This window comes from Burkholderia sp. AU15512 (assembly GCF_002223325.1).
In the GTDB taxonomy this organism is placed as follows: domain Bacteria; phylum Pseudomonadota; class Gammaproteobacteria; order Burkholderiales; family Burkholderiaceae; genus Burkholderia.
Genome location: NZ_NKEX01000003.1, coordinates 338,922 through 363,941 on the forward strand (window position 1 = coordinate 338,922; position 25,020 = coordinate 363,941).

General features: G+C 68.7%; 22 protein-coding genes. 14 read left to right on the forward strand and 8 right to left on the reverse strand.

Annotated elements, in window-relative coordinates; translation table 11 throughout:
* Nucleotides 1–18: 18 nt before the first annotated feature.
* The 3 genes from CFB43_RS04060 to CFB43_RS04070 all read right to left on the reverse strand — a co-directional run bounded on the left by CFB43_RS04060 (nucleotide 19) and on the right by CFB43_RS04070 (nucleotide 3,210).
* Entirely contained in the window at nucleotides 19–966 is a 948-nt protein-coding gene (locus CFB43_RS04060; protein WP_011351110.1) for a LysR family transcriptional regulator, read from the reverse strand.
* Nucleotides 967–1,034: 68 nt separating this feature from the next.
* A complete protein-coding gene (locus CFB43_RS04065) occupies nucleotides 1,035–1,673 on the reverse strand; it encodes a 2-hydroxychromene-2-carboxylate isomerase (RefSeq protein ID WP_089439342.1) in 639 nt (212 codons plus the stop codon).
* A gap of 94 nt (nucleotides 1,674–1,767) precedes the next feature.
* Nucleotides 1,768–3,210 (reverse strand): TAXI family TRAP transporter solute-binding subunit, encoded by a 1,443-nt coding sequence (locus CFB43_RS04070; protein ID WP_089494192.1) that lies wholly within the window; start codon nucleotides 3,208–3,210, stop codon nucleotides 1,768–1,770.
* Nucleotides 3,211–3,648: 438 nt separating this feature from the next.
* On the opposite strand from CFB43_RS04070, the gene CFB43_RS04075 reads away from it, so the two are divergent.
* The 5 genes from CFB43_RS04075 (at nucleotide 3,649) to CFB43_RS04100 (ending at nucleotide 9,943) form a co-directional block, all read left to right on the forward strand.
* The gene (locus CFB43_RS04075) at nucleotides 3,649–4,014 is read left to right on the forward strand and encodes a BON domain-containing protein (protein WP_089424630.1); all 366 of its coding nucleotides are present in this window, start codon (nucleotides 3,649–3,651) and stop codon (nucleotides 4,012–4,014) included.
* Between the two features lie 136 nt (nucleotides 4,015–4,150).
* Nucleotides 4,151–6,241 (forward strand): D-(-)-3-hydroxybutyrate oligomer hydrolase, encoded by a 2,091-nt coding sequence (locus tag CFB43_RS04080; RefSeq protein ID WP_089494193.1) that lies wholly within the window; start codon nucleotides 4,151–4,153, stop codon nucleotides 6,239–6,241.
* A 617-nt stretch (nucleotides 6,242–6,858) separates the two neighbouring features.
* Complete coding sequence (locus CFB43_RS04090) at nucleotides 6,859–8,694, forward strand: S10 family peptidase (protein ID WP_089494194.1); 1,836 nt, start codon at nucleotides 6,859–6,861, stop codon at nucleotides 8,692–8,694.
* Nucleotides 8,695–8,915: 221 nt separating this feature from the next.
* Nucleotides 8,916–9,506 carry a nucleotidyltransferase domain-containing protein gene (locus tag CFB43_RS04095; RefSeq protein WP_089494195.1) on the forward strand — a complete coding sequence of 197 codons (591 nt, stop codon included), beginning with the start codon at nucleotides 8,916–8,918 and terminating at the stop codon, nucleotides 9,504–9,506.
* Complete coding sequence (locus tag CFB43_RS04100) at nucleotides 9,506–9,943, forward strand: hypothetical protein (RefSeq protein ID WP_089494196.1); 438 nt, start codon at nucleotides 9,506–9,508, stop codon at nucleotides 9,941–9,943. The genes CFB43_RS04095 and CFB43_RS04100 overlap by 1 nt, the downstream gene beginning before the upstream one ends.
* Before the next feature lie 107 nt (nucleotides 9,944–10,050).
* On the opposite strand, the gene CFB43_RS04105 is transcribed toward CFB43_RS04100, so the two are convergent.
* From CFB43_RS04105 to CFB43_RS04125, 5 genes are all read right to left on the reverse strand, one after another.
* Entirely contained in the window at nucleotides 10,051–10,839 is a 789-nt protein-coding gene (locus CFB43_RS04105; RefSeq protein ID WP_089430683.1) for a sulfite exporter TauE/SafE family protein, read from the reverse strand.
* 342 nt (nucleotides 10,840–11,181) lie between these two features.
* Nucleotides 11,182–12,618: a DHA2 family efflux MFS transporter permease subunit gene (locus CFB43_RS04110; RefSeq protein WP_089430684.1), complete on the reverse strand. Its 1,437-nt coding sequence runs from the start codon at nucleotides 12,616–12,618 to the stop codon at nucleotides 11,182–11,184.
* A gap of 136 nt (nucleotides 12,619–12,754) precedes the next feature.
* On the reverse strand, nucleotides 12,755–13,486 hold the full coding sequence (locus tag CFB43_RS04115; RefSeq protein ID WP_089494197.1) for a DsbA family oxidoreductase: 732 nt from the start codon (nucleotides 13,484–13,486) through the stop codon (nucleotides 12,755–12,757).
* Between the two features lie 206 nt (nucleotides 13,487–13,692).
* Nucleotides 13,693–14,487: a helix-turn-helix transcriptional regulator gene (locus CFB43_RS04120; RefSeq protein ID WP_069247283.1), complete on the reverse strand. Its 795-nt coding sequence runs from the start codon at nucleotides 14,485–14,487 to the stop codon at nucleotides 13,693–13,695.
* Nucleotides 14,484–15,458 (reverse strand): ornithine cyclodeaminase family protein, encoded by a 975-nt coding sequence (locus tag CFB43_RS04125; RefSeq protein WP_089494198.1) that lies wholly within the window; start codon nucleotides 15,456–15,458, stop codon nucleotides 14,484–14,486. The genes CFB43_RS04120 and CFB43_RS04125 overlap by 4 nt, the downstream gene beginning before the upstream one ends.
* Before the next feature lie 384 nt (nucleotides 15,459–15,842).
* On the opposite strand from CFB43_RS04125, the gene CFB43_RS04130 reads away from it, so the two are divergent.
* The 9 genes from CFB43_RS04130 (at nucleotide 15,843) to CFB43_RS04175 (ending at nucleotide 24,969) form a co-directional block, all read left to right on the forward strand.
* Nucleotides 15,843–16,622, forward strand: a complete 780-nt coding sequence (locus CFB43_RS04130; RefSeq protein WP_089439353.1) for an ABC transporter substrate-binding protein — start codon at nucleotides 15,843–15,845, stop codon at nucleotides 16,620–16,622.
* A gap of 73 nt (nucleotides 16,623–16,695) precedes the next feature.
* A complete protein-coding gene (locus CFB43_RS04135; protein WP_089424639.1) occupies nucleotides 16,696–17,940 on the forward strand; it encodes an NAD(P)/FAD-dependent oxidoreductase in 1,245 nt (414 codons plus the stop codon).
* 483 nt (nucleotides 17,941–18,423) lie between these two features.
* Nucleotides 18,424–21,333 (forward strand): beta strand repeat-containing protein, encoded by a 2,910-nt coding sequence (locus CFB43_RS04145; protein WP_089494199.1) that lies wholly within the window; start codon nucleotides 18,424–18,426, stop codon nucleotides 21,331–21,333.
* Between the two features lie 295 nt (nucleotides 21,334–21,628).
* The gene (locus CFB43_RS04150; protein WP_089494200.1) at nucleotides 21,629–21,988 is read left to right on the forward strand and encodes a COG4315 family predicted lipoprotein; all 360 of its coding nucleotides are present in this window, start codon (nucleotides 21,629–21,631) and stop codon (nucleotides 21,986–21,988) included.
* A 34-nt stretch (nucleotides 21,989–22,022) separates the two neighbouring features.
* On the forward strand, nucleotides 22,023–22,538 hold the full coding sequence (locus CFB43_RS04155; protein WP_089472250.1) for a sigma-70 family RNA polymerase sigma factor: 516 nt from the start codon (nucleotides 22,023–22,025) through the stop codon (nucleotides 22,536–22,538).
* On the forward strand, nucleotides 22,535–23,317 hold the full coding sequence (locus CFB43_RS04160) for an anti-sigma factor family protein (protein WP_089494201.1): 783 nt from the start codon (nucleotides 22,535–22,537) through the stop codon (nucleotides 23,315–23,317). Before CFB43_RS04155 ends, CFB43_RS04160 begins: the two co-directional genes overlap by 4 nt.
* A gap of 31 nt (nucleotides 23,318–23,348) precedes the next feature.
* The gene (locus tag CFB43_RS04165; protein ID WP_373452528.1) at nucleotides 23,349–23,780 is read left to right on the forward strand and encodes a quinol oxidase; all 432 of its coding nucleotides are present in this window, start codon (nucleotides 23,349–23,351) and stop codon (nucleotides 23,778–23,780) included.
* Nucleotides 23,777–24,409 carry a LolA family protein gene (locus CFB43_RS04170; protein ID WP_089494202.1) on the forward strand — a complete coding sequence of 211 codons (633 nt, stop codon included), beginning with the start codon at nucleotides 23,777–23,779 and terminating at the stop codon, nucleotides 24,407–24,409. The genes CFB43_RS04165 and CFB43_RS04170 overlap by 4 nt, the downstream gene beginning before the upstream one ends.
* Nucleotides 24,410–24,453: 44 nt before the next feature.
* On the forward strand, nucleotides 24,454–24,969 hold the full coding sequence (locus CFB43_RS04175) for an SRPBCC family protein (protein WP_089494203.1): 516 nt from the start codon (nucleotides 24,454–24,456) through the stop codon (nucleotides 24,967–24,969).
* The last annotated feature ends 51 nt before the right edge of the window (nucleotides 24,970–25,020 follow it).

The window sequence follows — 25,020 nt, forward strand, 5'->3', positions numbered from 1 at the left end:
CCCGTTTTGTGCCGCGGCTCAGCGCTTGCGGCTGCGAGGAACCGTCAGCTCGTCGGACACGCTCTGCATCAGCGCGCACAGCCACGCGATGTCGGTCGGGCGGTCGGGCTGCGGATGCGTGAGCAGGTAGCTCTTGATGCGCGGGAACGGCACGGGCGGCGTGACGACCACGAGCGGCAGCAACTGCGCATAGTGCGTCGCGAAGCGGCGCGTCGTCGTGAAGATCAGGTCCGACTGCAGCAGCACCTGCGGCACGATGCCGAAGTAGGGCAGCGTCGTCACGATGCGCCGCGTGAGACGCGCGCGTGCCAGGCCGATCTCGATCGCGTTGCGCTTGTCGCCGGTGTACGGCGTCGGCGCGACGTGCGCGGCCGATGCGTACGCTTCGCGCGTGAGCGGCACGCGTGCGAGCGGGTGCGCATCGCGCATCAGGCACACGATCGTGTCGGAGAACAGGTCCTGGCGTGCGAACTGCGGGTCGGGCTTCGGCCAGTTGCCGATCACGAGATCGAGCGCGCCCGATTCGAGCGCGCCCGCGTGATCGAGCGCGGGATTCAGCGAATCGATTTCCAGATGCGCATGCGGCGCCGCGTCGCGAAAGCGCTCGATCAGCGTGGGCATGAAGAAATCGTTCAGGTAATCGGGGGCGGCGACGCGGAACGTGCGCCGCGCGGACGAAGGATCGAAATCGCCGTGCGGTGTCGCGATGAAGTCGACCTCGCGCAGCGCGCGCTGCGCCGCCTCGAGCAGCGACGCGCCGTATTCGGTCGGCACCATGCCGGATTTGCCGCGCACGAGGATCGGGTCGTTCAGCGTCTCGCGCAGCTTGCGCAGCGCGGTGCTGATCGCCGGCTGGGTCTGGTTCAGCCGCAGCGCGGCCTGCGTGACGCTGCGCTCGAGCAGCAGCGTGCGCAACACGCGCACGAGCCAGATATCGAGCGAGGCGGTACGGTCGTCTTCTTCCATCGTAGGCGGGGATTGCGGGGAAGCGTAACCTTACCGCAGCCGCGCATTGGCGTGCGTGATACCGGCCATCACACACGGCCCTTCGGCAGCACGCTGATCCGCTTGACCTCGCGAGATTCCAGCCAGTTCGGCGTGCGCGCGCAGTACAGCACCATCGGCAGCGCGTCCTCGCCCCAGAACAGCTGCTGGTTCATCCAGAAGGTCGGCACGCCGAACACGCCGAGCGCGATCGCGTCGTCGGTGTTGCGGCGCAACTGCGCGCTCGTCTCCTCGAATTCGATCAGCTCGTCGCCGTGGCCGACGCCGACACGCTCGCACAGTGCCGCGAAGCCTTCCGGCGTCGACGGGTCGTTGCCGTCATGCCAGATGAAGCGGAACATTTCCAGCACGGTCGCGATGTCGGCGCGCAGCGCGATCGCGAGGCGCAACACCTTGTCTGAATCGAACGGATGGGCGGGCGGCATCTTGAAGCGGATGCCGAGCTGCTCCGCGCGAAACAGGGCGTGACGGTACGTGAACACGCGCTTGGCGGGCACGTCCGCGCTCGAGCGTTGCCCCCAGTGGCGCTGCAGGTCGGGCAGCGACACCGCGACGGGCTCGAACGGCACGTCCGGCCATTTGTCGAGCTGTTCGAGGAGCAGGTAGGAGAACGGCGACACGAAGTCGTAGAACCAGGCGGGTTGGGCGGTGTCGAGGCCGGTTGTCATGGCGATCTCCAGAGGGTGGGGCGAGCGGCGCCTGGCGGCGGCCTCCATGTTACGCGGCGGCGCGCGCATGCGGCAATGATCGCGGATCGTCCGCTCACGCGGAACCGGGAGTCGCCCGAGGGGGCGTGCCGGCCGGCGGCGCGGTTTCGGCCCGTGCCTGCGGCGGGCCGCCGGCGCCCGGCGGGCTGGCCGGCGTGTCCTGGTCGTGCGCGGTGAGCCGTTCGCGCACGAAACCGATGTGCTCGCGCAGCACGTAGAACTGCCCGGCATAGGCCAGCGGCATCTTCATCCGGTTCACGGCTTCCTCGATGTCGTCGAGCTCGTCGAGCAACTGCACGCGCTCCTCGGCCGTGTGCTCGCCGAGCGCGCTGCGCTCGAGCGCGATCAGCGCGCCGTACCAGCGGTAGATGCGCGAGCGCACGCGCCAGCCGTACAGCGACGGCACGAGCCGCAGCCCGGGGATCAGCACGACGATCAGCGGCACGACCACGACGAGCAGCCGGTCGACGAGGCTCGCGACCCAGAACGGCAGCCGTCGGTACAGGAAGGTCTTGCCTGATTTGTAGTAGCGCGCGGCGTCGTCGGAGAGCGGGAACCCGCGCGTGACGGGCGACGGGAATTCGCCCGCGTGCTGCAGGATCGTCGCGTGGCCGTGCACCTCGCGCGCGGCCTCGATCAGCAGGTCGGACAACGCGGGGTGCAGCGAGTCGCGCGCGACGAGTTCGATGGTCGGCGCAACCGTGTGGATGTCGGCGGGCGGCAGGTTCCGGCCGAGATCGTAGACCCCCATCGGCAGCGTGATCGCGGTCAGGTACGGAAAGCGCCGCGCGTACGCCTCGGCCTGCGTGAACGAATACACGTGCACGCCCGGCGCGCGGAACAGTTTCGCCATCACCGGGATCTGCGTCGAGTCGCCGGACAGGAACGCCGCGTCGATCTTGCCGTCGAGCAGCGCGGTGGCTGCGTCCTCGCCGGCGGTCGGCAGCAGCTCGGTCGAGCCGCCCGGCACGATGCCGTTCATCTTCAGCAGCGCGAGGCTCAGCTCGCGCGCGCCGCTGCCCTCCGCGCCGAGCGCGAGCCGCTTGCCCTTGAAGTCGGACAGGCGCGCGACGACCGGGCCGCGATACATGATCGCGAGCGGCACGTAGCCGATGCTGCCGAGCGACACGAGGTGTTCGTCGCGCTCCTTCGGGCCGATGCCGCTCTGCACGAAACCGACGTCGACCGGCGCGTTCGGGTTCGACAGCCGCGCGAGGTTCTGGGCGGACCCTTCGGACGACTGGACGTCGAGCGTGACGTCGTTCTTCGCGAGAATCGTCTTGTATTTCTGCGCGGCGTTCCAGTACGTGCTGCCGGGCGGCCCGGACGAGATCACGAGCGTGGACGGCGGGGCCGGCTGGATCAGCTTGACCGCGAGCCAGACGGCCGCGCCGGCGAGCAGCACGGTCGGGCCGATCGACAGCGCGAGGTCGCGCCACGACACCGCGACGAAGCGGGCGAGGATGCGGCGAGGCGGGCGAGGGCGGGCTGGCTTCATGGGGGCGGCGGATGACGCTGGCGTGACGTATCGGTGACGATCGGACGGTGGTCATGGACGACGCCGATGCTCGCGGCGATGGTACCCGGTTTCACCGGACGTGCGCGAGTGGGGCGGCCTGGCGCGGCCCCGCGGCGACAGTGGCGGGCGCCCCCGCGTCAAAAGCTTTGCGCTTCCGCGGGCGCTGGATTACATTGTGCGACGCAGCCGCGCCCGATTTGCGCGCGACCCGGCACGCAATGAGACCGGGCGCGTTCGGCCGGCGGCTGTCCGGCCCGGCCGGCCCGCTTTCGCGTGCGCCGGCCGCCAGCCCGTCTCGCCTCTCTCGTATCGCCGTGGAAAACACCGGCTGTCCCGCCCGTTCGCGCGCGGGCCGGCTGTTTTTGGGGGTAATCGGCCGTACTGTGCACGGCCGTTCCGGAGTGATAAGGAGATAGCATGAAGTCGATCGTGTTGAGAGCGTTGGGCGTTGCCGCCGTGGCGGCCTGTCTGTCGGGCAGCGTGTATGCGCAGTCGAGCGATGCCGCGGCAACGGAAGCGCCCGCGGCCGCGACCAGCGCGCCGAAGGCCGCCGCGAAGACCGCGAAGAAGGCGAACCGCAAGCTTGGCTATGCGGTGCGCAAGGCCATTACGAAGGCGGGCGGCATCGACGTGGCGAACATCGTCGTGCGCTCGAAGGGCGGCGCGATCACGCTGGAGGGCACGGTGCCCGACCAGGCCCAGATCGACAAGGCGGAAGAGGCGGCGAAGGGTGTGAGCGGCGTGACGTCGGTGTCGAACAAGCTGACGGTTCAGCAGCAGTGACGCCGGGCGGCGGCGCGCGAGCGCCGCGTGCGCCCGTTTTCAGGCGGGCCCCGGCATGCCGGGGCCCGTTTGCGCTTGAGAGGCCGCAAGCCGCACGAAGCGGCGGCGGACCGATAACGATATCGAGAGGGCGGCGATGACGAGACTCGGGTGGGGCAGGCGGATGGTTTTCGGCGCGGCGCGGGCCGCGGTCGCGATACTCGGCGCCTGTAACGGCGACGAGTCGGCCGAGCGCAACCGGTTGCCCGGTTTCGTGTCCGGCAGCGTGCGCACGACGGCCTATGACGGCGCGAGCGACGACCTGCTGACGGCCGGCCTCGGCAAGACGGGCCTCGGCTCGGCGAGCGCCCCCGGCTTTGCGAATGCCGCCCGGCCGACGGGCGCCGAGCTGCGCCGTCTCGCGATCTGGTCGAACTACCGCGCGCTCGTCGACATGAGCGCCAACGGCGGCTACGGCCGCTTCTGGGGGCCGAACGTCGACCTCGACGGCAACGACACGCTCGGCGAAGGCAAGATTCCCGGCACCGAATATCTCGCGTACGCCGACGACGGCAGCGGCAGCAAGAACGTCACGCTGCTCGTGCAGGTGCCCGCCAGCTTCAATCCCGCGCAGCCGTGCATCGTCACCGCGACGTCGTCGGGCTCGCGCGGCGTGTACGGCGCGATTTCCGCGGCCGGCGAATGGGCGCTCAAGCGCGGCTGCGCGGTCGCCTACAACGACAAGGGCGGCGGCAACGGCGCGCACGAGCTGATGTCGGACACCATCACGCTGATCGACGGCACGCTCGCCAACGCGGTGCTGGCCGGCGCCGCGAGCCTGTTCACCGCGAACGTCACCAGCGGCGATCTCGCCACGTTCAATTCCCGCTTCCCCAACCGCTATGCGTTCAAGCACGCGCATTCGCAGCAGAATCCCGAGCAGGACTGGGGGCGCGTGACGCTGCAGTCGGTCGAGTTCGCGTACTGGGCGCTCAACGAGCAGTTCGGACCGCTGGTCGACGGCTCGCATCACGGCGTGCGCTATCGTGCGGGCGACATCACGACGATCGCCGCGTCGGTCAGCAACGGCGGCGGTGCGTCGCTCGCGGCGGCCGAACAGGACAACCGCGGCTGGATCACCGCGGTCGTGGTCGGCGAGCCGCAGATCAACGTGCGGATGGCGCCGAACGCGGTTGTGCGCTCGGGCGGCCAGCCCGTGCCGTCGTTCGGCCGGCCGCTGGCCGACTACGCGACGCTCGCGAACCTGCTGGAGCCGTGCGCGGCCGCGTCGGCGTCGCTTGCCGACGCGCCGTCCCTGAGCGCGCTGCCGGCGGCGACCACGCAGTCGATCCGCACCCAGCGCTGCGCGACGCTCGCCGCGGCCGGGCTCGTGTCGGGCGCCGATACGCAAAGTCAGGCCGCCGACGCGCTCGCGCAGCTCCACGCGGCCGGCTACCTCGCCGATTCCGACCTGCTGCAGGCGCCGATGTGGGATTCGCAGGCGATTCCGGCGATCGCGGTCACGTATGCGAACGCGTACACGCGCTCGCGCGTCACCGACAACCTGTGCAATTTCAGCTTCGCGACGACGAACCCGGCGACGGGCGCCGTCGCCGCGCCCGCCACGTCGCCGATGCCGGCGGTGTTCGGCGTCGGCAACGGCGTGCCGCCGACGGCCGGCATCAACCTCGTGTTCAACACGGGCGCGGGCGTCGACCACCGGCTCGCGACGCCCGACGGGAGCTTCGCGGGCGCGCTGTGCCTGCGCCAGCTCTGGACGAACGGGATGCTCGGGATGCCCGCGAACGTCGACGCGGTGCGCGTGAACGCGAACCTGCAGGGCAAGCCGGCGATCATCGTGCAGGGCCGCAGCGATGCGCTCGTGCCCGTGAATCACGCGTCGCGCGCGTACGTCGCGCAGAACGGCATCAGCGAAGGCGGGCGCAGCCAGCTCGTGTTCTACGAGGTGACGAACGGCCAGCACTTCGACGCGTTCCTGCCGGTGCCGGGCTTCGACACGCGCTTCGTGCCGGTTCATTACTACAACCTGCAGGCGCTGAACCTGATGTGGAAGCACCTGAAGAACGGCGCGCCGTTGCCGCCGTCGCAGGTGATCCGCACGGTGCCGCGCGGCGGCACGCCGGGCGCCGCGCCCGCGCTGACGGGCGCGAACCTGCCGCCGATCTCGGCCGCGCCGGGCGCGAATGCGATCGCGACCGGCGCCGGCGCGATCGACGTGCCGCTCTGACGGCGCGCGCCGCGCCGCCCTCACGAAGCCGGACAGTCGTCCGGCTTTTTCTTTTTGGGTGCTCTGGAATCGGTCCCGCACTGCCTTTTATCGGATTGGCGAGCGCCGTAACAAATTATTACTTTACGGCGATAAATCGGGACCCTAATATGCGCCGGTATTTTCACTTAATTTAATAAATTCCAGATACGAGATATTCCTTTCCGTTTAGTTAATCGATCCTTTCGATTTTATTAAATCGGCTCGAGTCGCGATTGATCGTCGTTTTGCGATTAATCGGCATCTCGCCGAGGGGGATTGTTCGTCTGTTCGAAGCGAGGCGCCCTTGTCAGGGCTTGTCTGGCAAGGGCGCGCTTTTGCTGTCGATTTTGTGCGTGTGCAAATGCGCCAAATGAATCTGTATTGCTGCGGATTATCGAATTGTCGTTCGCAATGGAATTGATTTCATTGTGCGATCGCAAAAAAATATGGGTGGGGTAAATCATGCCGGTCGGTATTCGCCGAGCCGGTAAAAAACTCGGGGTGCGTCGCATAACGAATGCATTCCCGGTGCGGAGCGCCGGCGCAAATGATCCTTTGCGACCGGCGGTATTTATCGTTCTGTTCGAGAGGCAATAATGACGACACGGAAGTCCTTGAAAGACGGTTTCGCGCTATTCGGAACGACACTGAGCGTGCCGCTCGCCGCGGCCGCGGCTGCGGCGCTGCTCGTCACGGGGTGCGGCGGCGACGACGGGTCGAGCCCGGCCGCATCGGCGGCGGCCGCCGCCGCGACGTCGGCCGGCGCCAGCACGTCGGCCAACACCACCGCAACGGCCGCCGCGGCCGACCAGCCGTACGTCGACAACGACGTGTACGGCACCGGGCCGAACGACGCGGTCACGGATTCCACGGAAGGGGCGGCCGTCGTGCACCGCACGGTCACGATCGGCGGCAAGACCGTCAAGTACACGGCCACCACGGGCCACCTGACGACGATCGATCCGGTCACGTCGGCGCCGAACGCGAAGATGTTCTACGTCGCGTACACGCAGGACAATCCGGACCCGTCGAAGCCGCGCCCGGTCACGTTCTTCTACAACGGCGGCCCCGGCTCGTCGTCGGTCTATCTGCTGCTCGGCTCGTACGGGCCGAAGCGCCTGCAGTCGTCGTTCCCGAACTTCACGCCGCCCGCGCCGTACAAGCTGCTCGACAACCCGGACAGCCTGCTCGACCGTACCGACCTCGTGTTCATCAACCCGGTCGGCACCGGTTACTCGGCGGCGATCGCCCCGGCGAAGAACAAGGACTTCTGGGGCACCGACCAGGACGCCCGCTCGATCGACCGCTTCATCCAGCGCTACCTGACCAAGTACTCGCGCTGGAATTCGCCGAAGTTCCTGTACGGCGAGTCGTACGGCACCGCGCGCAGCGCGGTCGTGTCGTGGGTGCTGCATGAGGACGGCATCGACCTGAACGGGATCACGCTGCAGTCGTCGATCCTCGACTACGCGAACGCGCTGTCCGCGCCGGGCACGTTCCCGACGCTCGCGGCCGATGCGTTCTACTGGAAGAAGACGACGCTCAACCCGACGCCGACCGACCTCGACGCGTACATGGTCCAGGCCCGCAACTACGCGGACAACACGCTCGCGCCGCTCGCGCAGAAGCCGAACCCGCAGGACGGCGGCTTCGTGAACGTGCGCCTGAACCTGAACCTGCAGACCGCGCAGCAGATGGGCGCGTACATCGGCACGGATCCGACGTCGCTGATCCAGACGTTCGGCAATCCGGCCGCGCTCGGCAACGTGCCGTCGTCGAACGACAACCCGCCGTACACGTTCTTCCTGACGCTCGTGCCGGGCACGCAGATCGGCCAGTACGACGGTCGCGCGAACTTCACGGGCAAGGGCATCGCGCCGTACATCCTGCCGAACTCGGGCAGCAACGATCCGTCGATCACGAACGTCGGCGGCGCGTACACGGTGCTGTGGAACAGCTACATCAACACCGACCTCAAGTACACGTCGACGTCGTCGTTCGTGGACCTGAACGACCAGGTCTTCAACAACTGGGACTTCAGCCACACGGATCCGACCGGCGCGAACAAGGGCGGCGGCAATACGCTGTACACGGCCGGCGACCTGGCGTCGACGATGAGCGTGAACCCGGACCTGAAGGTGCTGTCGGCCAACGGCTATTTCGACGCCGTCACGCCGTTCCACCAGACGGAGCTGACGCTCGCGCAGATGCCGCTCGACCCGACGCTCAAGGCACAGAACCTGACGATCAAGAACTACCCGTCGGGCCACATGATCTACCTGAATGACGCGTCGCGGACCGCGCTGAAGGGCGATCTCGCCAACTTCTACGACGGCATCCTGGCCAACCGCACCGCGCTGCAGCGCGTGCTGAAGCTGCAGATGCGCACGCAGCAGCTCAAGCAGCAGAAGTTGCAGCAGCAGGGGCAGTAAGCGCTGTGGGCGGCTTGCGCCGCCTGACGTGATGTCAAGGCGCTGCCCGGCCACGTGCTGTAATTCGTCACGTGACGTGTGTTGATGGCGGTGCTGTCGTTCCCCAAGATGCCCCGTGAGTCATGGACTTGCGGGGCATCGTCTTTTCCGGAGATTGGCGCCGTAATCCTCAAAATGGGGATGATTGGCCTTCTATTGAGGATTTTTTGGAAATCCCTATAATGAGGCCGATCATCCCCAAATCGAGGATTGTCGTGAGTCTCGCGGATTTTCTCTTCACGCCGGGCATGCAACGGGTCCTTGGGGCCACGCTGCTGCGACCTGACCGCAGTTTTACGCTCCAGGAGCTGCTGCTTCTGGCAAACAGCGGGCGCGGAAGCGCTCAAAAGCAGGTGGACCGGCTGGTCGAGGTTGGCGTCCTGAAGGAAGACGCCAGGCGCGGGCGACAGCGGAGCATCCGAGCGAATACGGAATTCGTCCTTTATCCGGAACTGGTCAGCATCGCGCGCAAGTCATTTGCCGTTGCGGAGCCGTTGACGGAAGCCTTGTTGCCCTTTGCCGCGCACATCTCCACGGCGTTCGTGTTTGGCTCAGTGGCCAAGGGTACCGACAGCGGCCGTAGTGACATCGACCTGATCGTCATCGGGAACGTCCCGCTCCTCGAGCTATCCGAAGCCTTGCACGTGGTCGAGCAAAACCTGCTACGCCCCGTCAACTTCTCTTTGTACGAGCCCGATGAATGGACTGCGCTGGTAGAAGCCGATCCGGTCATGGCCCAAATCGCGCAAAGCCCTACGCTGAGGATACTGTGATGTCGCGCCCGACTGAATACGAAACCCTGATCAAGGCAAATGCCTTCGATGAGGTTGCTCCGACGCCCGGGGCAATCGCCGGCTTCCTTCGCAATGCCGCGGACTACAAGGTAACTGCCGACGAGTTGGATTCCGCTCGACATCTGCAGGTATTTACCTTGGCCTACGAAGGCTATTTTCAGGTAGTCCAGGCCATCCTGGAATTCTACGAAGTGCGAACCAAAGATGCCGGCCGCAACCTCGCCATCCAGCGGGTGTCCGCCTCGTTGGGTGTGAGCCCCCAAGAGTTTGCCTTCATCACGAAGGCGCACGAGCGTCGCAATGGAACGTCGTACGTTTCGCCGTTTCCGCCAGTGTCGAAGGCAGAGGCCGCCACCATGCTGAGCATCCTGACGAAATACCTGCCGGTGGCGCATACGCTGACCGGTACGCCGTAAGACTAGTCCGGACGACTGCCAAGACAGGGAGCGAAGGCCGGGGCGTGAGCCCGTGCGGTGTGTTTCGTCTGGGGCGAGAGGAAGTCGATGCGCGGCAGTCGCGCCGCTTACGCCAGCACGAGCCGCACGCCGACCGCGACGAGCGTCGAGGCGAGCAGGTTGCGCAGCAGCCGTTCAGGCGCGCGCGCCGACAGCAGGCTGCCGATCACGATGCCGGGCAGCGAGCCGAGCAGCAGCGACAGCAGCATCGACCAGTCGACCGAGCCGAGCAGCCAGTGGCCCATGCCCGCGACGAGCGTGAGCGGCACCGCGTGCGCGATGTCGGAGCCGACGATGCGGGTGGTCGCGAGCATCGGATACAGCAGCAGGAGCACGGTCACGCCGATCGCGCCGGCGCCGACCGACGTCATCGACACGAGCACGCCGAGCACGGCGCCTGTCAGCACGGTCGACCACAGCGTGCGCGCGGGGCTCGGCGCGAGCGGGTTGCGTGCGGCGAACGCGGTGAGCTGCGGCCGGAAGATCAGCGCGAGCGACGTGAGCAGCAGCGCGATGCCGAGCACGAGCTGGATCATCCGCGCGGTGCCCGGCGCGTTCATCCCGTGCGTGTGCAGCCACCACAGCGTGACGGCCGCGGCCGGGACGCTGCCCGCCGCGAGCCGGCCCGTGATGCGCCAGTCGATCGAGCCTTTCAGGCCGTGGACGAGCGTGCCGGTAGCCTTGGTCGCGGCCGCGTACAGCAGGTCGGTGCCGACCGCCGTGGCCGGGTGGACGCCGAACAGCAGCACGAGGATCGGTGTCATCAACGAACCACCGCCAACGCCCGTCAGGCCGACGAGGATGCCGACGAACAGGCCGGACAACGAGTACAGCAGATCGATATGGGGAAGCGACATCGGAAGCGGACGGTTATGCGGCGACGGTTATGCGATGTTCGGCGGCGGCACGTGGCCGCGGCGCGCGCGTCAAAGTCCGCCATTGTCGCAAATGTGGCGCGTCGATGTACGACTGCGTTAAAAATCGGCGGGGGAAGCCCGTGGGGCGGGCATCTGGCCCGAAGTAAAACAGGCGTTTGAGCGGAGCGAGGGGCGTGATGGCTGTTCTCCTCGCGACTGATCCGCCCGAAACGCCCGGTGAAGCGAGAGCGGGTGCCAGGCCCGGCACGCATAAAAAAGGGCGCGACAGTACGCGCCCTGGTTCAAGGGCAGCGGTCGATGCCACCCGCCGCCGGCTAGCGGTCAGTGCATTGCGGAGCCGACGCCTTCGACCGCACCCTGCTGCCGGATGCGCAGCGCGAGGCCGATCAGCGCGGCGACGGCAGCGAATGCCGCGCCGAACGCGAAGGCCGCATGGTAGCCGCCGTTCAGCGCGTCGAGCGGCGCATTCGCCGCCGCGAGCGCGTTGGTGCGGGCGGCCGCGAGGCTCGCGAGCACGGCGAGGCCGAGCGCGCCGCCCATCATGAATGCGGTGTTGACGATCCCCGACGCGAGCCCGGAATCGGCCGGATCGACGTCGCTCATCGCGGCGAGCAGCACCGGATTGAACGCGACGCCCGCGCCGATGCCGAGCAGCGTCATGCCGGGCAGCACGTGCCAGACGAAGCCGCCGTCCACCGGCGCACGCGAGAACAGTGCGAGGCCGCAGGCCGCGATCAGCAGGCCGGCCGCGATCGGGCCGCGGATGCCGAAGCGCATCACGATCCGCGCGGACAGCCCGAGCGAGAACGCGGCCATGATCAGGTTCGCCGGCAGGAACGCGAGGCCGACCTGCAGCGGCCCGTAGCCGAGCACGCGCTGCATGTACAGCGCGGACAGGAAGAACCACGCGAACATCGCGGCCGCCCACAGCACGGCGATCACGTTCGCGAGCGCGACGTTGCGCGACGCAAACAGCGAGAGCGGCATCAGCGGATGCGCGGCGCGCGCCTCGATCGCGATGAACAGCGCGAGCAGCGCGGCGGCCGCGCCGATCAGCGCGACGGTCTGCGTCGACAGCCAGCCGGCTTCGTTGCCGCCGACGATCCCGTAGACGGCCAGCATCAACGAAGCAGTGACGGTGATCGCGCCCGCGACGTCGAGCCGCGCGTTGCCGGCCGGCGCGCGCAGGCGCGGCAGCAGCGCGGCGCACATCGCATACACCGCGATGCCGATCGGCAGGTTGACGAGGAAGATCCAGTGCCACGACAGCGAGCTCGTCAGCAGCCCGCCGAGCAGCACGCCGATGCTGCCGCCGCCCGCGCAGACGAAGCCGTACACGCCCATCGCGCGGGCGCGTTCGCCGGGCTCGGTGAAGAGATTCATGATCAGCGACAGCGCGACGGCCGATACGACCGCGCCGCCGATGCCCTGCACCGCGCGCGCGGCGATCAGCATCGCCTGCGATTGCGCGAGGCCGCACGCGAGCGATGCGAGCGTGAAGACGACGAGGCCGGCGAGGAACATGCGCCGCTGGCCGTACAGGTCGCCGAGCCGTCCGCCGAGCAGCAGGCAGCCGCCGAACGTCAGCAGGTACGCGTTGACGACCCACACGAGGGCCGTCTCGGTGAAATGGAGGTCGGTGCTGATCGACGGCAGTGCAACGTTCACGATCGTGCTGTCGAGCACGATCATCAGCACGCCGAGGCAGAGGACGATCAGCGCGTACCAGCGCTTCTCGCCGTGAATCCCGTGGGTCATGGGCTTGCCGCCTTCTGATAGTTATTTGAAAGGCTGCATTGTAGACCCCCTCGGCGCGGGCTTCCTGCCGGTTTGTGGCAGCAGCGATGCGTAGTCGCGCGTCCGCGCGGGACGCGCGCGATGGATGCGACGGGCGTTACGAGCGCGCCGGCAGTTCGCAGCCATCGGGGCCGCACGCGGCTGCGTCGCCGCCGTCGAGTTCGACGATGCCGTCGCGCCATGCCTGGTCGAGCGCCTGCGCGAACGCGTCGGCCGGTTGCGCGCCCGACACCGCATAGCGGCCGCCGAACACGAACAGCGGCACGCCGCGGCCGCCGATCTGCGCGGCGCGGGCGGCATCGGCCTCGACGTCGGCGCGGTACAGGTCGCTGCGCAGCACGGCTTCGACGGCCGAGCGCTCGAGCCCCGCTTCGACCGCGAATTCGGTCAGCTCGGCGTGATCGAACAGCGAGCCGTGCTCGCAGAAATACGCGCGGTACAGCCGCTCGGTCAGCGCGTGCGCGCGGCCCGTCGCTTCCGCGAGCTTCACGAGCCGGTGGCCGTCGAGCGTATCGCCGACGAGCGTGCCGGGCAGGTCGTAGCGCAGCCCGACGCTCGCGGCCGCATCGGTCACCTGGCGCAGCATCTGGTCGACCTGCGCGGGCGACATCCGGTACTTGCCGGCGAGCATCGCCTCGACCGGCTCGACGGGCTGGCCGGGCATCAGCCGGTACGCGCGCAGCGCGACGTCGACGCGGTCGGCGTGCGCGAACGCGGCGAGCGCCTCGTCGAAGCGGCGCTTGCCGATCCAGCACCACGGGCAGATCAGGTCGGACCAGATTTCGACGGTCAGGGTCGGGCGGGCAGTCGGGGCGGGAGCGGTCGTCATGGGCAATTCCGGGCAGCAAAAAAATGTAACCGGGACTATATCATTTTGTACTTCGACGTTTCGTCCTGGCCGGGCGGCCATGCGGTCATATGAAACGGGCGCCCGGCGTATCACGAAGCATAGACACGGAAGCGGCGTCCCGATAGCGAATGCCGATGCCCGGCCGTCGCCGCGTGCGGCGGCGAACCGGCCCGAAGGGGAGGCGCTTACGCGTCGCCCTGCGTTTCCTTCAGGTGCTTGAGGTGCTTGTAGACCGTCGCGCGGCCCATCCCGAGCACGTTCGCGACGTAGTTCGCCGCGCTCTTGCCGCGGAACGCGCCCTCCGCGTAAAGCGCTTCGACGAGCTCGCGCCGGTGCTCGCGCGTGAGCCCGTTCAGCCCGACCTGCCGCTCGCGCAGCCAGCCGTGCAGGAACGTGTTGATGCGCTCCTGCCAGTCGTCGCGGAACAGCTCGTCCGGCTGCGCGACGACGCCCGCGCCCTTGATGAACAGGTCGAGCGTCGCGCGCACCTCGTCGAACACCGCGATGTTGAAGTTGATGCACATCATCCCGGCCGGGCGGCCTTCGTCGTCGAACAGCACGTTGCTCACGCAGCGCATCCGCCGGCCGTCCCAGTTCAGCTTCTCGTACGGGCCGATCACGCGCTCGCGCGCGGAATGATCGATTTCCTCGAGCGCGGAATCGTCGCCGACCTCGCGCTTCGACAGGTTGTTCGCGAGATACAGCACGGTCTGGTCGTGCAGGTCGTGGATCACGACTTCCGCGTACGGGAAGAACAGTGCGGCGATACCGTCGGCGATCGGCGCATAGCGGGTGAGCAGCAGGTCTTTGACGGGGGATTTCTTCTTGCGCATCGGGTTCGCCATCTCGGGTGGGCGGGGGCCGGGCAGCGCATCGGGCCGGCGTGCCGGCGCACCGTTGGCCGGCATGCCCGTGCGCCCGCGCGCGGCCGCCGCGGCGGTTGCGCCATTGTATCGGCCCCGCGCGCGCGTGCCGCTCATGCGCGTGCCAGATGCGTGTACAGCGCGTGCGCGATCGCGATGTCCTCGAGCCCGAGGCCGATCGAGCGGAAGAACGCGTGACGGGCGTACGACGGTGCCGGGCAGGTGCCGGCGACGAGCGCGGGCAGGTCGCCGGCGATCCGCGTGGTGTCCCAGCCGTGTTCGGCCGCCGCGATCTGCATCTCGCCGGCGCTCGCGGGCGTCGTGTGCCGGTAGTCGCAGTACACGTCCATGTCGGGCAGCCAGGCGGGCGGGATCTCGTGGGCGCGCGCGACGTTCGTGCTGATCGACGTGACGAGCGCGGGGCGCGTGAGCATCCCGTCGCCGAGCACGGGCGTGCCGGACGACGTGCACAGCATCACGACGTCCGCGTCGCGCACGCAGGCTTCGACGCTCGCCGCGGCGCGCGCACGCGGATCGAGCTGCGCGAGTGCCGCCTGCTGCGCCGCGTCGCCGGCGAGCGACGGCGAGTACACGCGGATCGTCTCCCAGTCGCGCAAGCCCGCCGTGTGCCGCAGGTGCGCGAGGCCGACCGCGCCCGCGCCGACGATCGCGAGATGGCGTGCGGCGCGCGGTGCGAGGCAGTCGACCGCGAGCGCGGTCGTGCCGGCCGTGCGCTCGACGGTCAGCAGGCCGGCGTCGCACCACATCAGCGGCTGGCCCGTGCGCATCGACATCAGCGCGGTCCAGGCGGTGACGATCGGTTTCCCGTCGGGCTTGCCGCCCGTCACGACATACGGCGACAGCTTCGCGCCGAATACCTGCGCGTCGGCGAGCGCGCCGAGATACGTGATGAAGTCGCCGGCCTGGTCGGGAAACAGCGTCAGCGTTTGCGGCGGCTGCACCGCGCGCGCCGCGGCGAGCGACGCGAACATGCTGCGCAGCGTGCCGAGCACGTCGAGCGACGGCAGGGCCGCGCGCACCGCGGCTTCGTCGACGGTCAGCGGCAGGGTCGGGGCGGTTTGCGTCATGGGGACATCTCCGGTCGGGGCCGGACAGGACAGTCTCGATCGACGGTGTCCGGCAGTGTTCGTGATGGACGAAAAGTCTAATATAGACAAACGAAGTCGGGAGAATTTTTCTTTTCGAGATGCCGTTCCGTCGCGTGGTTCGGAAAAATTTCAGGTAAATCAAGGGGGGTAGGGATGGGTGTCGAATTTTCGACGTCGCGTATCGGGGCACGATTCTCGTATCCCCTATAGTCTATAGTAGACTTTGAGTCTATATTTCGCGTGCAGGACACGACACGTCGCCGCGTGGCGGCTGCCTGGTTCGAATGCCGATCCGGCCTCCGGCCCGGCCCGGGCCGTCGTGTACCGATCTTCATCGCCTCAATCCGGAACGGAAGGACCGTCATGAACTGGAAGCTCTCCCTTTGCGCCGCTGCGGCGCTTGCCTGCGCGGCCGTCACGGCCCATGCGGAACAGACCACGTTGCGCTTCGGCATCGAAGCCGCCTATCCGCCGTTCGAGAGCAAGACGCCGGCCGGCCAGCTGCAGGGCTTCGACGTCGACATCGGCAACGCGGTGTGCGCGAAGCTGAACATGAAATGCGTGTGGGTCGAGAATGCGTTCGACGGCCTGATCCCGGCGCTGCAGGCGCGCAAGTTCGACGTGATCAACTCGGCGATGAACATCACGTCGAAGCGCCGGCAGAGCATCGACTTCACGCCGGCGATCTACGTGGTGCCGATCGTGATGATCGCGAAGCACGGTTCGCCGTTGCGGCCCGACGTCGCGAGCCTGCGCGGCAAGCACGTCGGCGTGCTGCAGGGCTCGTCGCAGGAGGATTTCCTGAAGGCGCACTGGGCCAACGCGGGCGTGGCCGTCGTGTCGTACCAGGATCAGGACCAGATTTATGCCGACCTCGTCGCGGGGCGTCTCGACGCGGCCGTGCAGGAAGCGCAGACCGCGCAGGACGGTTTCCTCGACAAGCCGGCCGGGCGCGACTACCAGATCGTCGGCGAGCCGCTGAAGGATCCGGCGACGCTCGGTGAAGGCACGGGCTTCGGGATGCGCAAGAACGACAAGGCGCTGCAGGCGAAGGTCGTCGGCGCGCTCGACGCGCTGAAGAAGGACGGCACGCTCAGCGCGCTGTCGCAGAAGTACTTCAAGCGCGACATCGTCTCGAAGTAATCGTCATGACCGCCGCGCGCCGGCCGCTGCGCCGGCGCGTGTCGTACTAAATCTCGACGCAGTACGGGGAACCATGGATTTCGACGTCATCGTTCTGGGGGCCGGCATCGTCGGCGTGTCGTCGGCGCTGCATCTGCAGGATCGCGGGCTGCGCGTCGCGCTCGTCGACCGGCGCGCGCCCGGCGAGGAAACGAGCCACGGCAATGCGGGGCTGATCGAGCGCTCGTCGGTCGTGCCGTACGCATTTCCGCGCCGGCTCGGCACGCTGCTGCGCTATGCGCGCAACCGCTCGGTCGATCTCTACTGGGACTACCGCGCGCTGCCCGCATATGCGGGCTGGCTCGCGCGCTTCTGGCGCGAATCGTCGCCGCAGCGGCTCGCGGCCGCCGCGCGCGACCTGTTACCGCTCGTCGCGGCGAGCGTCGTGGAGCACGACGCGTTGCTCGCGCGCACCGATGCGCAGCCGCTCGTGCACGACGGCGGGTGGATCGAGGCGTTCCGTTCGCCCGCGCTGTTCGATGCGGAAACGCGCGCGCAGCAGCGCGTGGCCGACGCGCACGGGCTGCGGATGACGGTGCTCGACGCACGTGCGTTGCGGGCGCGCGAGCCCGGTATCGGCGACGCGTTCTGCGGCGCGTTCCACTGGCAGGACCCGAAGACCGTGTCGAGCCCGGGCGGGCTGACCAAGGCCTACGCGCGGCTGTTCGAGCGCGACGGCGGCACGTTCGCGCTCGGCGATGCCAGGACGCTCGTGCAGGTGGATGACGGCTGGCAGGTCGGTACCGAGCACGGGCCGATTTCGGCGCGCTCGGCCGTGGTGGCGCTCGGGCCGTGGTCCGATCACGTCTTCGAGCCGCTCGGCTACCGGATTCCGCTGCGCGCGAAGCGCGGCTATCACATGCACTACCGGCCGACGCGCGCGCCGCTGAACGTGCCCGTGTGCGATACCGAGGCAGGTTTCGTCGTCGCGCCGATGGAAGGCGGCCGCCTGCGGCTCACCACCGGTGTCGAGATCGCGCTGCGCGGCGCACCGCCGACCGGCGTGCAGCTCGCGCGCGCCGAGCCGCTGGCGCGCGACGCGTTCGGCATCGGCGAGCGGCTCGATCCCGAGCCGTGGCTCGGAATGCGTCCTTGCACGCCCGACATGCGCCCGGTGATCGGGCCCGCGCCGCGCCATCGCCACCTGTGGTTCGCATTCGGCCATTGCCATCACGGGCTCACGCTCGGCCCCGCAAGCGGACGCCTGCTCGCCGAAATGATGACGGGCGCGCCGACCTATATCGATCCCCATCCGTACCGGCCTGCGCGCTTCGGCTGATCCGGCGGCGCGCGCTGCGTCGCGCGCGCCGGTCTTCACAATGTTTCAGTCTGCTATCCGAATTATCGGAAATCACGCAATCGGAAATGATCTGCGTAATCGGCAAGAAAGATAATCGAGAAATAAAGAAAATCAGCAAATCGGCGATTTATCAATGCATTTTCATATTGATGAAATGCGTAACGGCCAACTGCTCGTGATGATGTGGCACGTCGTTGCGGCGGACGTTCCGGTGTTACGTGGAATGTACCGGAACACGTTACCACGGGGCTCGCAAACGTTACGTTACATCCGCGTTCAGCCGGCCTTTTCGTCAGATGATTGCGGCGCCAGGGCCGTGTATTTCGTCTGAAATCGATTAAAAAAGCGTTATTGCCCGTCAATAGACAGACGAATCAATCCTGTTTTTCGAATTGGCACACTTCGTGCAATCCGTCCCCATGCTTTATCAACGTTGTGCCAACCGAGATGGGGAAAATAAAGATGGGACACAATTTGAAATTGACGGGTGTAGCGCTGTCGGTCGCGACGGTGTTCGGGGTACTGGCTTCGGGTTCCGCGATGGCGGGGGCCCTTGATGCGCTGCCGATTCCGCAAGTGATCGTCAACCCGCCGACGAACAGCGTGTCGGTCGGGTTGGTCGCGACGGGGACGTCGCCGCTGGGCTCGGTCACCGTGGCGGCAGGCGGGGCAGGCGCGATCCAGACGTCGCTGGGCGATCCCGGCCAGGTACTGTCGGGCGCCGTGGGGGCGGTGACGGGCGCACTCGGCGGTGGCGGCGGCACGGTGCAGCCGCTCGCGCCGGTCCAGGGTGTGCTGAATCAGGTGACGGGTGCGCTGAGCGGCGGCAACCCGGCAGGTGCGTTGACCGGTGCGCTGAATACGGCGACGGGGACGCTGAGCAATGCGGTTGGCACGGTAACGGGGGCACTGGGTAATGTCGGCGGTGGGGCGAACCCGCTGGCGCCGGTTCAAGGTGTTGTCAATCAAGTGACGGGCGCGCTCGGTGGCGGCAATCCGGCAGGTGCATTGACTGGCGCGCTCGGCACGGTCACGGGCGCACTGGGTGGTATCGGCGGTGGTTCAAATCCGCTGGCGCCGGTTCAGGGTGTCGTGAATCAAGTGACGGGTGCGCTCGGTGGCGGCAACCCGGCAGGTGCATTGACTGGCGCACTCGGTACGGTGACGGGCGCACTGGGTGGCATCGGCGGTGGCGCGGATCCGCTGGCGCCGGTTCAAGGCGTCGTCAATCAAGTGACGGGTGCGCTCGGTGGCGGCAACCCGGCAGGCGCACTAACCGGTGCCCTTGGCACGGTGACGGGCGCGCTGGGCGGTATCGGCGGCGGCGCGGACCCGCTGGCGCCGGTTCAAGGTGTCGTCAATCAAGTGACGGGTGCGCTCGGTAGCGGCAACCCGGCAGGTGCGTTGACCGGTGCGCTGAACACGGCGACCGGGGCACTGAGCAACGCACTCGGTACGGCAACGGGGGCGCTCGGCGGTATCGGCGGCGGTTCGAACCCGCTGGCGCCGGTACAAGGCGTCGTCAATCAAGTCACGGGCGCACTCGGCAGCGGCAACCCGGCAGGTGCATTGACCGGTGCCCTCGGCACGGTGACGGGTGCACTAGGCGGTATCGGTGGCGGCTCGAACCCGCTGGCGCCGGTTCAAGGTGTCGTCAATCAAGTGACGGGTGCGCTCGGTGGCGGCAACCCGGCAGGTGCATTGACAGGCGCACTCGGTACGGTGACGGGCGCACTGGGTGGCATCGGCGGTGGCGCGGACCCGCTGGCGCCGGTGCAAGGCGTCGTCAATCAAGTAACGGGTGCGCTCGGTGGCGGCAACCCGGCTGGCGCGTTGACCGGGGCACTTGGTACGGTGACGGGTGCACTGGGCGGTATCGGCGGTGGTTCGAACCCGCTGGCGCCGGTGCAAGGTGTCGTCAATCAAGTGACGGGCGCGCTCGGGGGCGGCAATCCGGCCGGCGCACTGACCGGTGCCCTCGGCACGGTGACCGGCGCACTGGGCGGCATCGGTGGCGGCTCGAACCCGCTGGCGCCGGTGCAAGGTGTCGTCAATCAAGTCACGGGTGCACTCGGCAGCGGCAACCCGGCCGGTGCACTGACCGGTGCCCTCGGCACGGTGACCGGCGCACTAGGCGGTATCGGCGGCGGCTCGAACCCGCTGGCGCCGGTACAAGGTGTCGTCAATCAAGTCACGGGCGCACTCGGCAGCGGCAATCCGGCAGGCGCACTGACCGGCGCACTCGGCACGGTGACGGGCGCACTGGGCGGTATCGGTGGCGGCTCGAACCCGCTGGCGCCGATCCAGAGCGTCGTCGACCAGGTCACGGGTACGCTCGGCAGCGGCAACCCGGCCGGTGCACTGAGCAACGCGGTCAACACGATCACGGGCACGCTCGGCAACGTCGGTGGCGCGGGAAGCCCGCTGGCGCCGGTGCAGGGCGTCGTCACGCAGCTCGCCGGCACGCTTGGCGGCGCGGGGAGCCCGCTGGCGCCGGTGCAAGGCGTCGTGAACCAGGTCGTCGGCACGCTGTCCGGCGCCGGTGGCGGTAGCCCGATCACGCCGATCACGAACCTCGTCAACGGCCTGCAGAACGCGCTGCCGACGGGCGGCAACGCAGCCGGCGCGCTGACCGGCGCACTGGGCTCGGTGACGGGCGCACTCGGCAACCTCGGCGGCTCGAACCCGCTGGCGCCGGTGCAGGGCGTCGTGAACCAGGTGGTCGGCACGCTCGGCAACAGCAACGCGGTCGGCACGGCCACGAATGCCCTGGGTAACGCGGTCGGCTCCGTCGTGGGCGCACTCGGCAACCTCGGCGGCTCGAACCCGCTGGCGCCGGTACAGGGCGTCGTGAACCAGGTGGTCGGCACGCTCGGCAACCTCGGCGGCTCGAACCCGCTGGCGCCGGTGCAAGGCGTCGTCAACCAGGTCGTCGGCACGCTGTCGGGCGCGGCGGGCAGCAACCCGATCGCACCGATCACGAACCTCGTGAGCGGCCTGACGGGCGGCAGCAACCTGACCGGTGCGCTCGGTTCGGTGACGGGCGCACTCGCGAACGGTCCGGCGGCCCTCGGGCAGGCGGCCGGCGCGCTGTCGGGCGCGGCCGGTTCGACGGCGGCGGCGGGCGGCAGCCTGCTCGGCTCGGGCGCGAACGCGGCCGGCGGCACGGCGGGCGCAGTCGGCTCGCTGCTGACGACGGGTGCCAACGCGACGGCGACGGTCGTCAACGCAGTCGGTACGACGGTGGGCACGGCGCTCGGCTCCGCGCCGGGCCTGTCGGTCACGCCGCATTCGGGCAACAGCGCGCCGGGCAACCCGCTCGCGCCGGTGTCGTCGCTGCTCCAGTCGCTGACGGGTGCACTGCCGAAGTAACCGGCCGCGCACGCACGGCGGAGCCGGATCGGCCGCCGTGCGCAACGGGCCGCACAACGCGGCATGGCAGCGATGTCATGCCGCGTTGTCTTTTGGTGTCCCTTTTTTCCTGCGTCGCACGAATGGCTGCCGCCGCCGCCAACGACGCTCGCCGGCCGGCGTGGAATAACCGGTCGCCTCCATCCGTTTACCTACCGAATCCCGGCAGCGCCGGCCGGCGGGATAATGGTCGTGACGAAGCCGATCGTCCCGGCCGGTGCCGCCGTGTCGCGATGCCGTGTCAAGGAGAAAGGGCATGAAACGGATACTCGTCGCCGCCGCGCTGACGGCGTCAATCGTGCGGCCGGCCGCCGCGGAACCACCACGAGCCGGCGACGGAAAGCTCGTCGACGAAGATCGCATGACGCTGTACGTGTTCGATCGCGATGCGCCCGGCAAGAGCGTGTGCGACAGCGCGTGCGCGGCCAACTGGCCGCCTGCGCGCGCCGACGCGTACGACAAGCCAGTGGGTGCGCTGAGTCTCGTCGCGCGTGACGACGGCAGCAAGCAATGGGCGTACCGCGGGCGCCCGCTGTATCGCTGGAAGCTCGATCACAAGCCCGGCGACACGGGCGGCGACGGGGTCGGCGGCATGTGGCACGTCGCGCGTCCGTGACGACGGGCGGTGGGGCGGTGCGCGAGGCATCCTGATGAGCTACGAATCGGATCTGCTGGTGTGGTTGCCGCATCTCACGCGTTATGCGCGCGCGCTGACGGGTGACCGGGCCTGGGCGGACGATCTCGTGCAGGACACCCTCGAGCGGGCGCTGAACCGCCCGCCGCGCGACGGCGGCAACCTGCGCGCGTGGCTGCTGACGCTGCTGCGGCACCGCTTCATCGACCAGTTGCGCGCACGGCACGAGATCGCGGTCGACGATGCGACGGCGCCGTGGCAGACGATGGCCGCACCGGCCGGCGAAATCGGCGGGCTGGTGCTGCGCGACGTGCAGCGCGCGCTGTATCGGCTGCCGGTCGAACAGCGCGAGGTGCTGCTGCTGGTCGCGCTCGAGGAATTGAGCTATCGCGATGCCGCAGCGGTGCTCGGCGTCCCGGTGGGCACGGTGATGTCGCGGCTTGCACGGGCGCGCGGGCAGATGCGCGCGCTGTTGTCCGACGAGCCGCCGGCGCACGGCACGGCGGCATTACGGGTGATCGGGAAGACATGATGGACGATCCGCACAAGCCTTCGAACGAGCGGGACGACGATGCGTCGGCGCAACTGCTGTCCGCGTTGCTGGACGGCGAGCTGTCCGGGCACGAGCGTCGCGAGGTGCTCGAGCGCGTGCTGGCCGATCCGCAGGAGGCCAAACGATTCGCGCATTACCGGGCGCAGCGCGACGCGCTGCAGGCGCTGTTCCCGCTGCCGGCCGCCGCGCCCGCGCTGTTCGTGCAACGCCGTGCGCCGCGCCGGCGCGGGATCGCCTATGCATTCGCTGCGCTCGCGGCCGGGCTGCTGATCGGTGTCGCGCTGCATGCGGGCTGGGTGGCATTCGGCGGTGAGCCGGCGTTCGCCGCACGCGCGGATGCCGCCTATGCGACGTACGTGGCCGACCACGACCATCCGGTCGAGGTCGGTGCGGGCGATCCTGACCATCTCGTCGCGTGGCTGTCCGCGCGCCTCGGGCGTCCCGTGCGTGCGCCGTCGCTCGACGAATACGGTTACCGGTTGCTCGGCGGCCGGCTGCTCCCCGGCGAAGCGGGGCCGGCCGCGCAACTCATGTACCAGCGCGCGGACGGCGCGCGCGTGACGCTGTACATGACGGCCTACGACACACGGCGCCTCGCGCCGCAGGCGATGTTGGCCGGTGGCCGCTACACGTATTTCTGGTCGGATCGCGGGATGGGCTACGCATTGTCCGGCCAGGGCGACGAACGACGCCTGCGCGAACTCGCGATCGACGCGTGCGGCGCGCTAGGCGGCCCGACCGACGCGTGGAAGGGGTGACGCGCGCGCCGCCGCCGGCAGGGAGCAGGTGATGAAGACGACGATGACGAAGCGGCGCGTGCCGATGCTGGTACTCGCGGGGCTCGCCGTGGGCACGGCGCTTGCGCAGGCGGACGGCGACGCGCCGCTGCGCGTGCCCGTCGACGCCGACGGCGTGCAACGGGTGGCGATCGTCGGCGGCAGCTATTTCTTCCGACCGAACCACGTGATCGTGCGGGCGCACGTGCCGGTCGAGCTGACCGTGGCGGCCGAGCCCGGCCTGGTGCCGCACAGCTTCGAAATCGATGCGCCGCAGGCCGGCATCGCGGTGCGCGCCGAGCTCGGCACGACGCCGAAGACGTTTCGCTTCACGCCGGCGCAGCCGGGCCGGTTCGCCTACTATTGCACGCATCGGCTGCTGTTTTTCAGGAGCCATCGCGAGCGCGGGATGGAAGGCGTGCTCGATGTCGAGGCGGCGCCGTGATCGCCGCGTTGCTGGCCGCGAGCCTGATAGGAGCGAGCATGACCGCCGATCCCGTGACCGTCGCGCAGGCGCATTTCGACCACGTCCGCTCGTACCGCGCGACGATCCGCTCGTCCGCGCGCGGCGGCGAGCGCACCGAAATCCATTACGCGTACCTGAAACCGGGCTTCGTCCGGATGGATTTCGTGTCGCCGCATCACGGCGCGGTGCTCGCGTACGATCCCGGCGACGGCAAGGTGCGGCTGCGTCCGTTCGGCGTGCATGCGCCGCCCGCGCTGACGCTGTCGCCGTCCAATCCGCTCGTGCGCGACCGCAGCGGCCACCGGGTCGACCGGTCGGACGTCGGCGAACTGCTGCGCAACGTCCATGCGCTGCAGGAAGGCGGCGCGACGGTGACCGAAGGCGAGGAGGCCGTCGGCGGCCGGACCGCGCTGCGCGTGTCGGTCACGGGCGCGCCCGCGCATGTGGTCGACGGCGTGCATCGCTACCGGCTGTGGCTCGATACCGAGGACGGCTTTCCGCTGAAGGTCGTCAGCTTCGCGGACGATGACGACGTGCCGCTCGAAACCGTGACGCTCGACGATATCGAAATCGATGTCGCGTTTCCCGAACGCTTCTTCGCGCCCTGAGCGGTGCGCTGACTCATGCCCGTGACGGGCATGCCGGAGGCTGCATGGCGGAATACCGGTTCTCGACGACCTGGCGCGTGGACGCGCCGCTCGCGGCGGTGTGGGACGCGATCTACCAGGTCGACCGCTGGCCCGTCTGGTGGAAGGGTGCCGTGCGCACCGTCGAGATCGAACCGGGCGACGCGCGCGGCGTCGGCGCGCTGCACCGTTACACATGGAAGGGAGCGCTGCCGTACCGGCTGACCTTCGACATGCGCGTGCGGCGCGTCGAGCCGCCGCATGTGCTCGAAGGCCGCGCGAGCGGTGCGATCGAAGGCGACGGATGCTGGTCGTTCGTCGCCGACGGCGCACGTACGATCGTGCGCTACGACTGGCACATCCGCACGCACGTGCGCTGGATGAACCGGCTGGAGCCGCTCGGTCGCCCGCTGTTCCGCTGGAACCACGACGTCGTGATGCGCGAAGGCGCAAAGGGGCTCGCGCGGCTGCTGGGCGCGACGGTCGAGACGGAGGGCCGGATCTTCCGCCCGTTGTCGGAGGTGGGCTGCGCCGATGCCTGAACGCGGGCGAGCGCGACTGAACGCGACTGAACGCGAGTAAGTGCGAGTAAG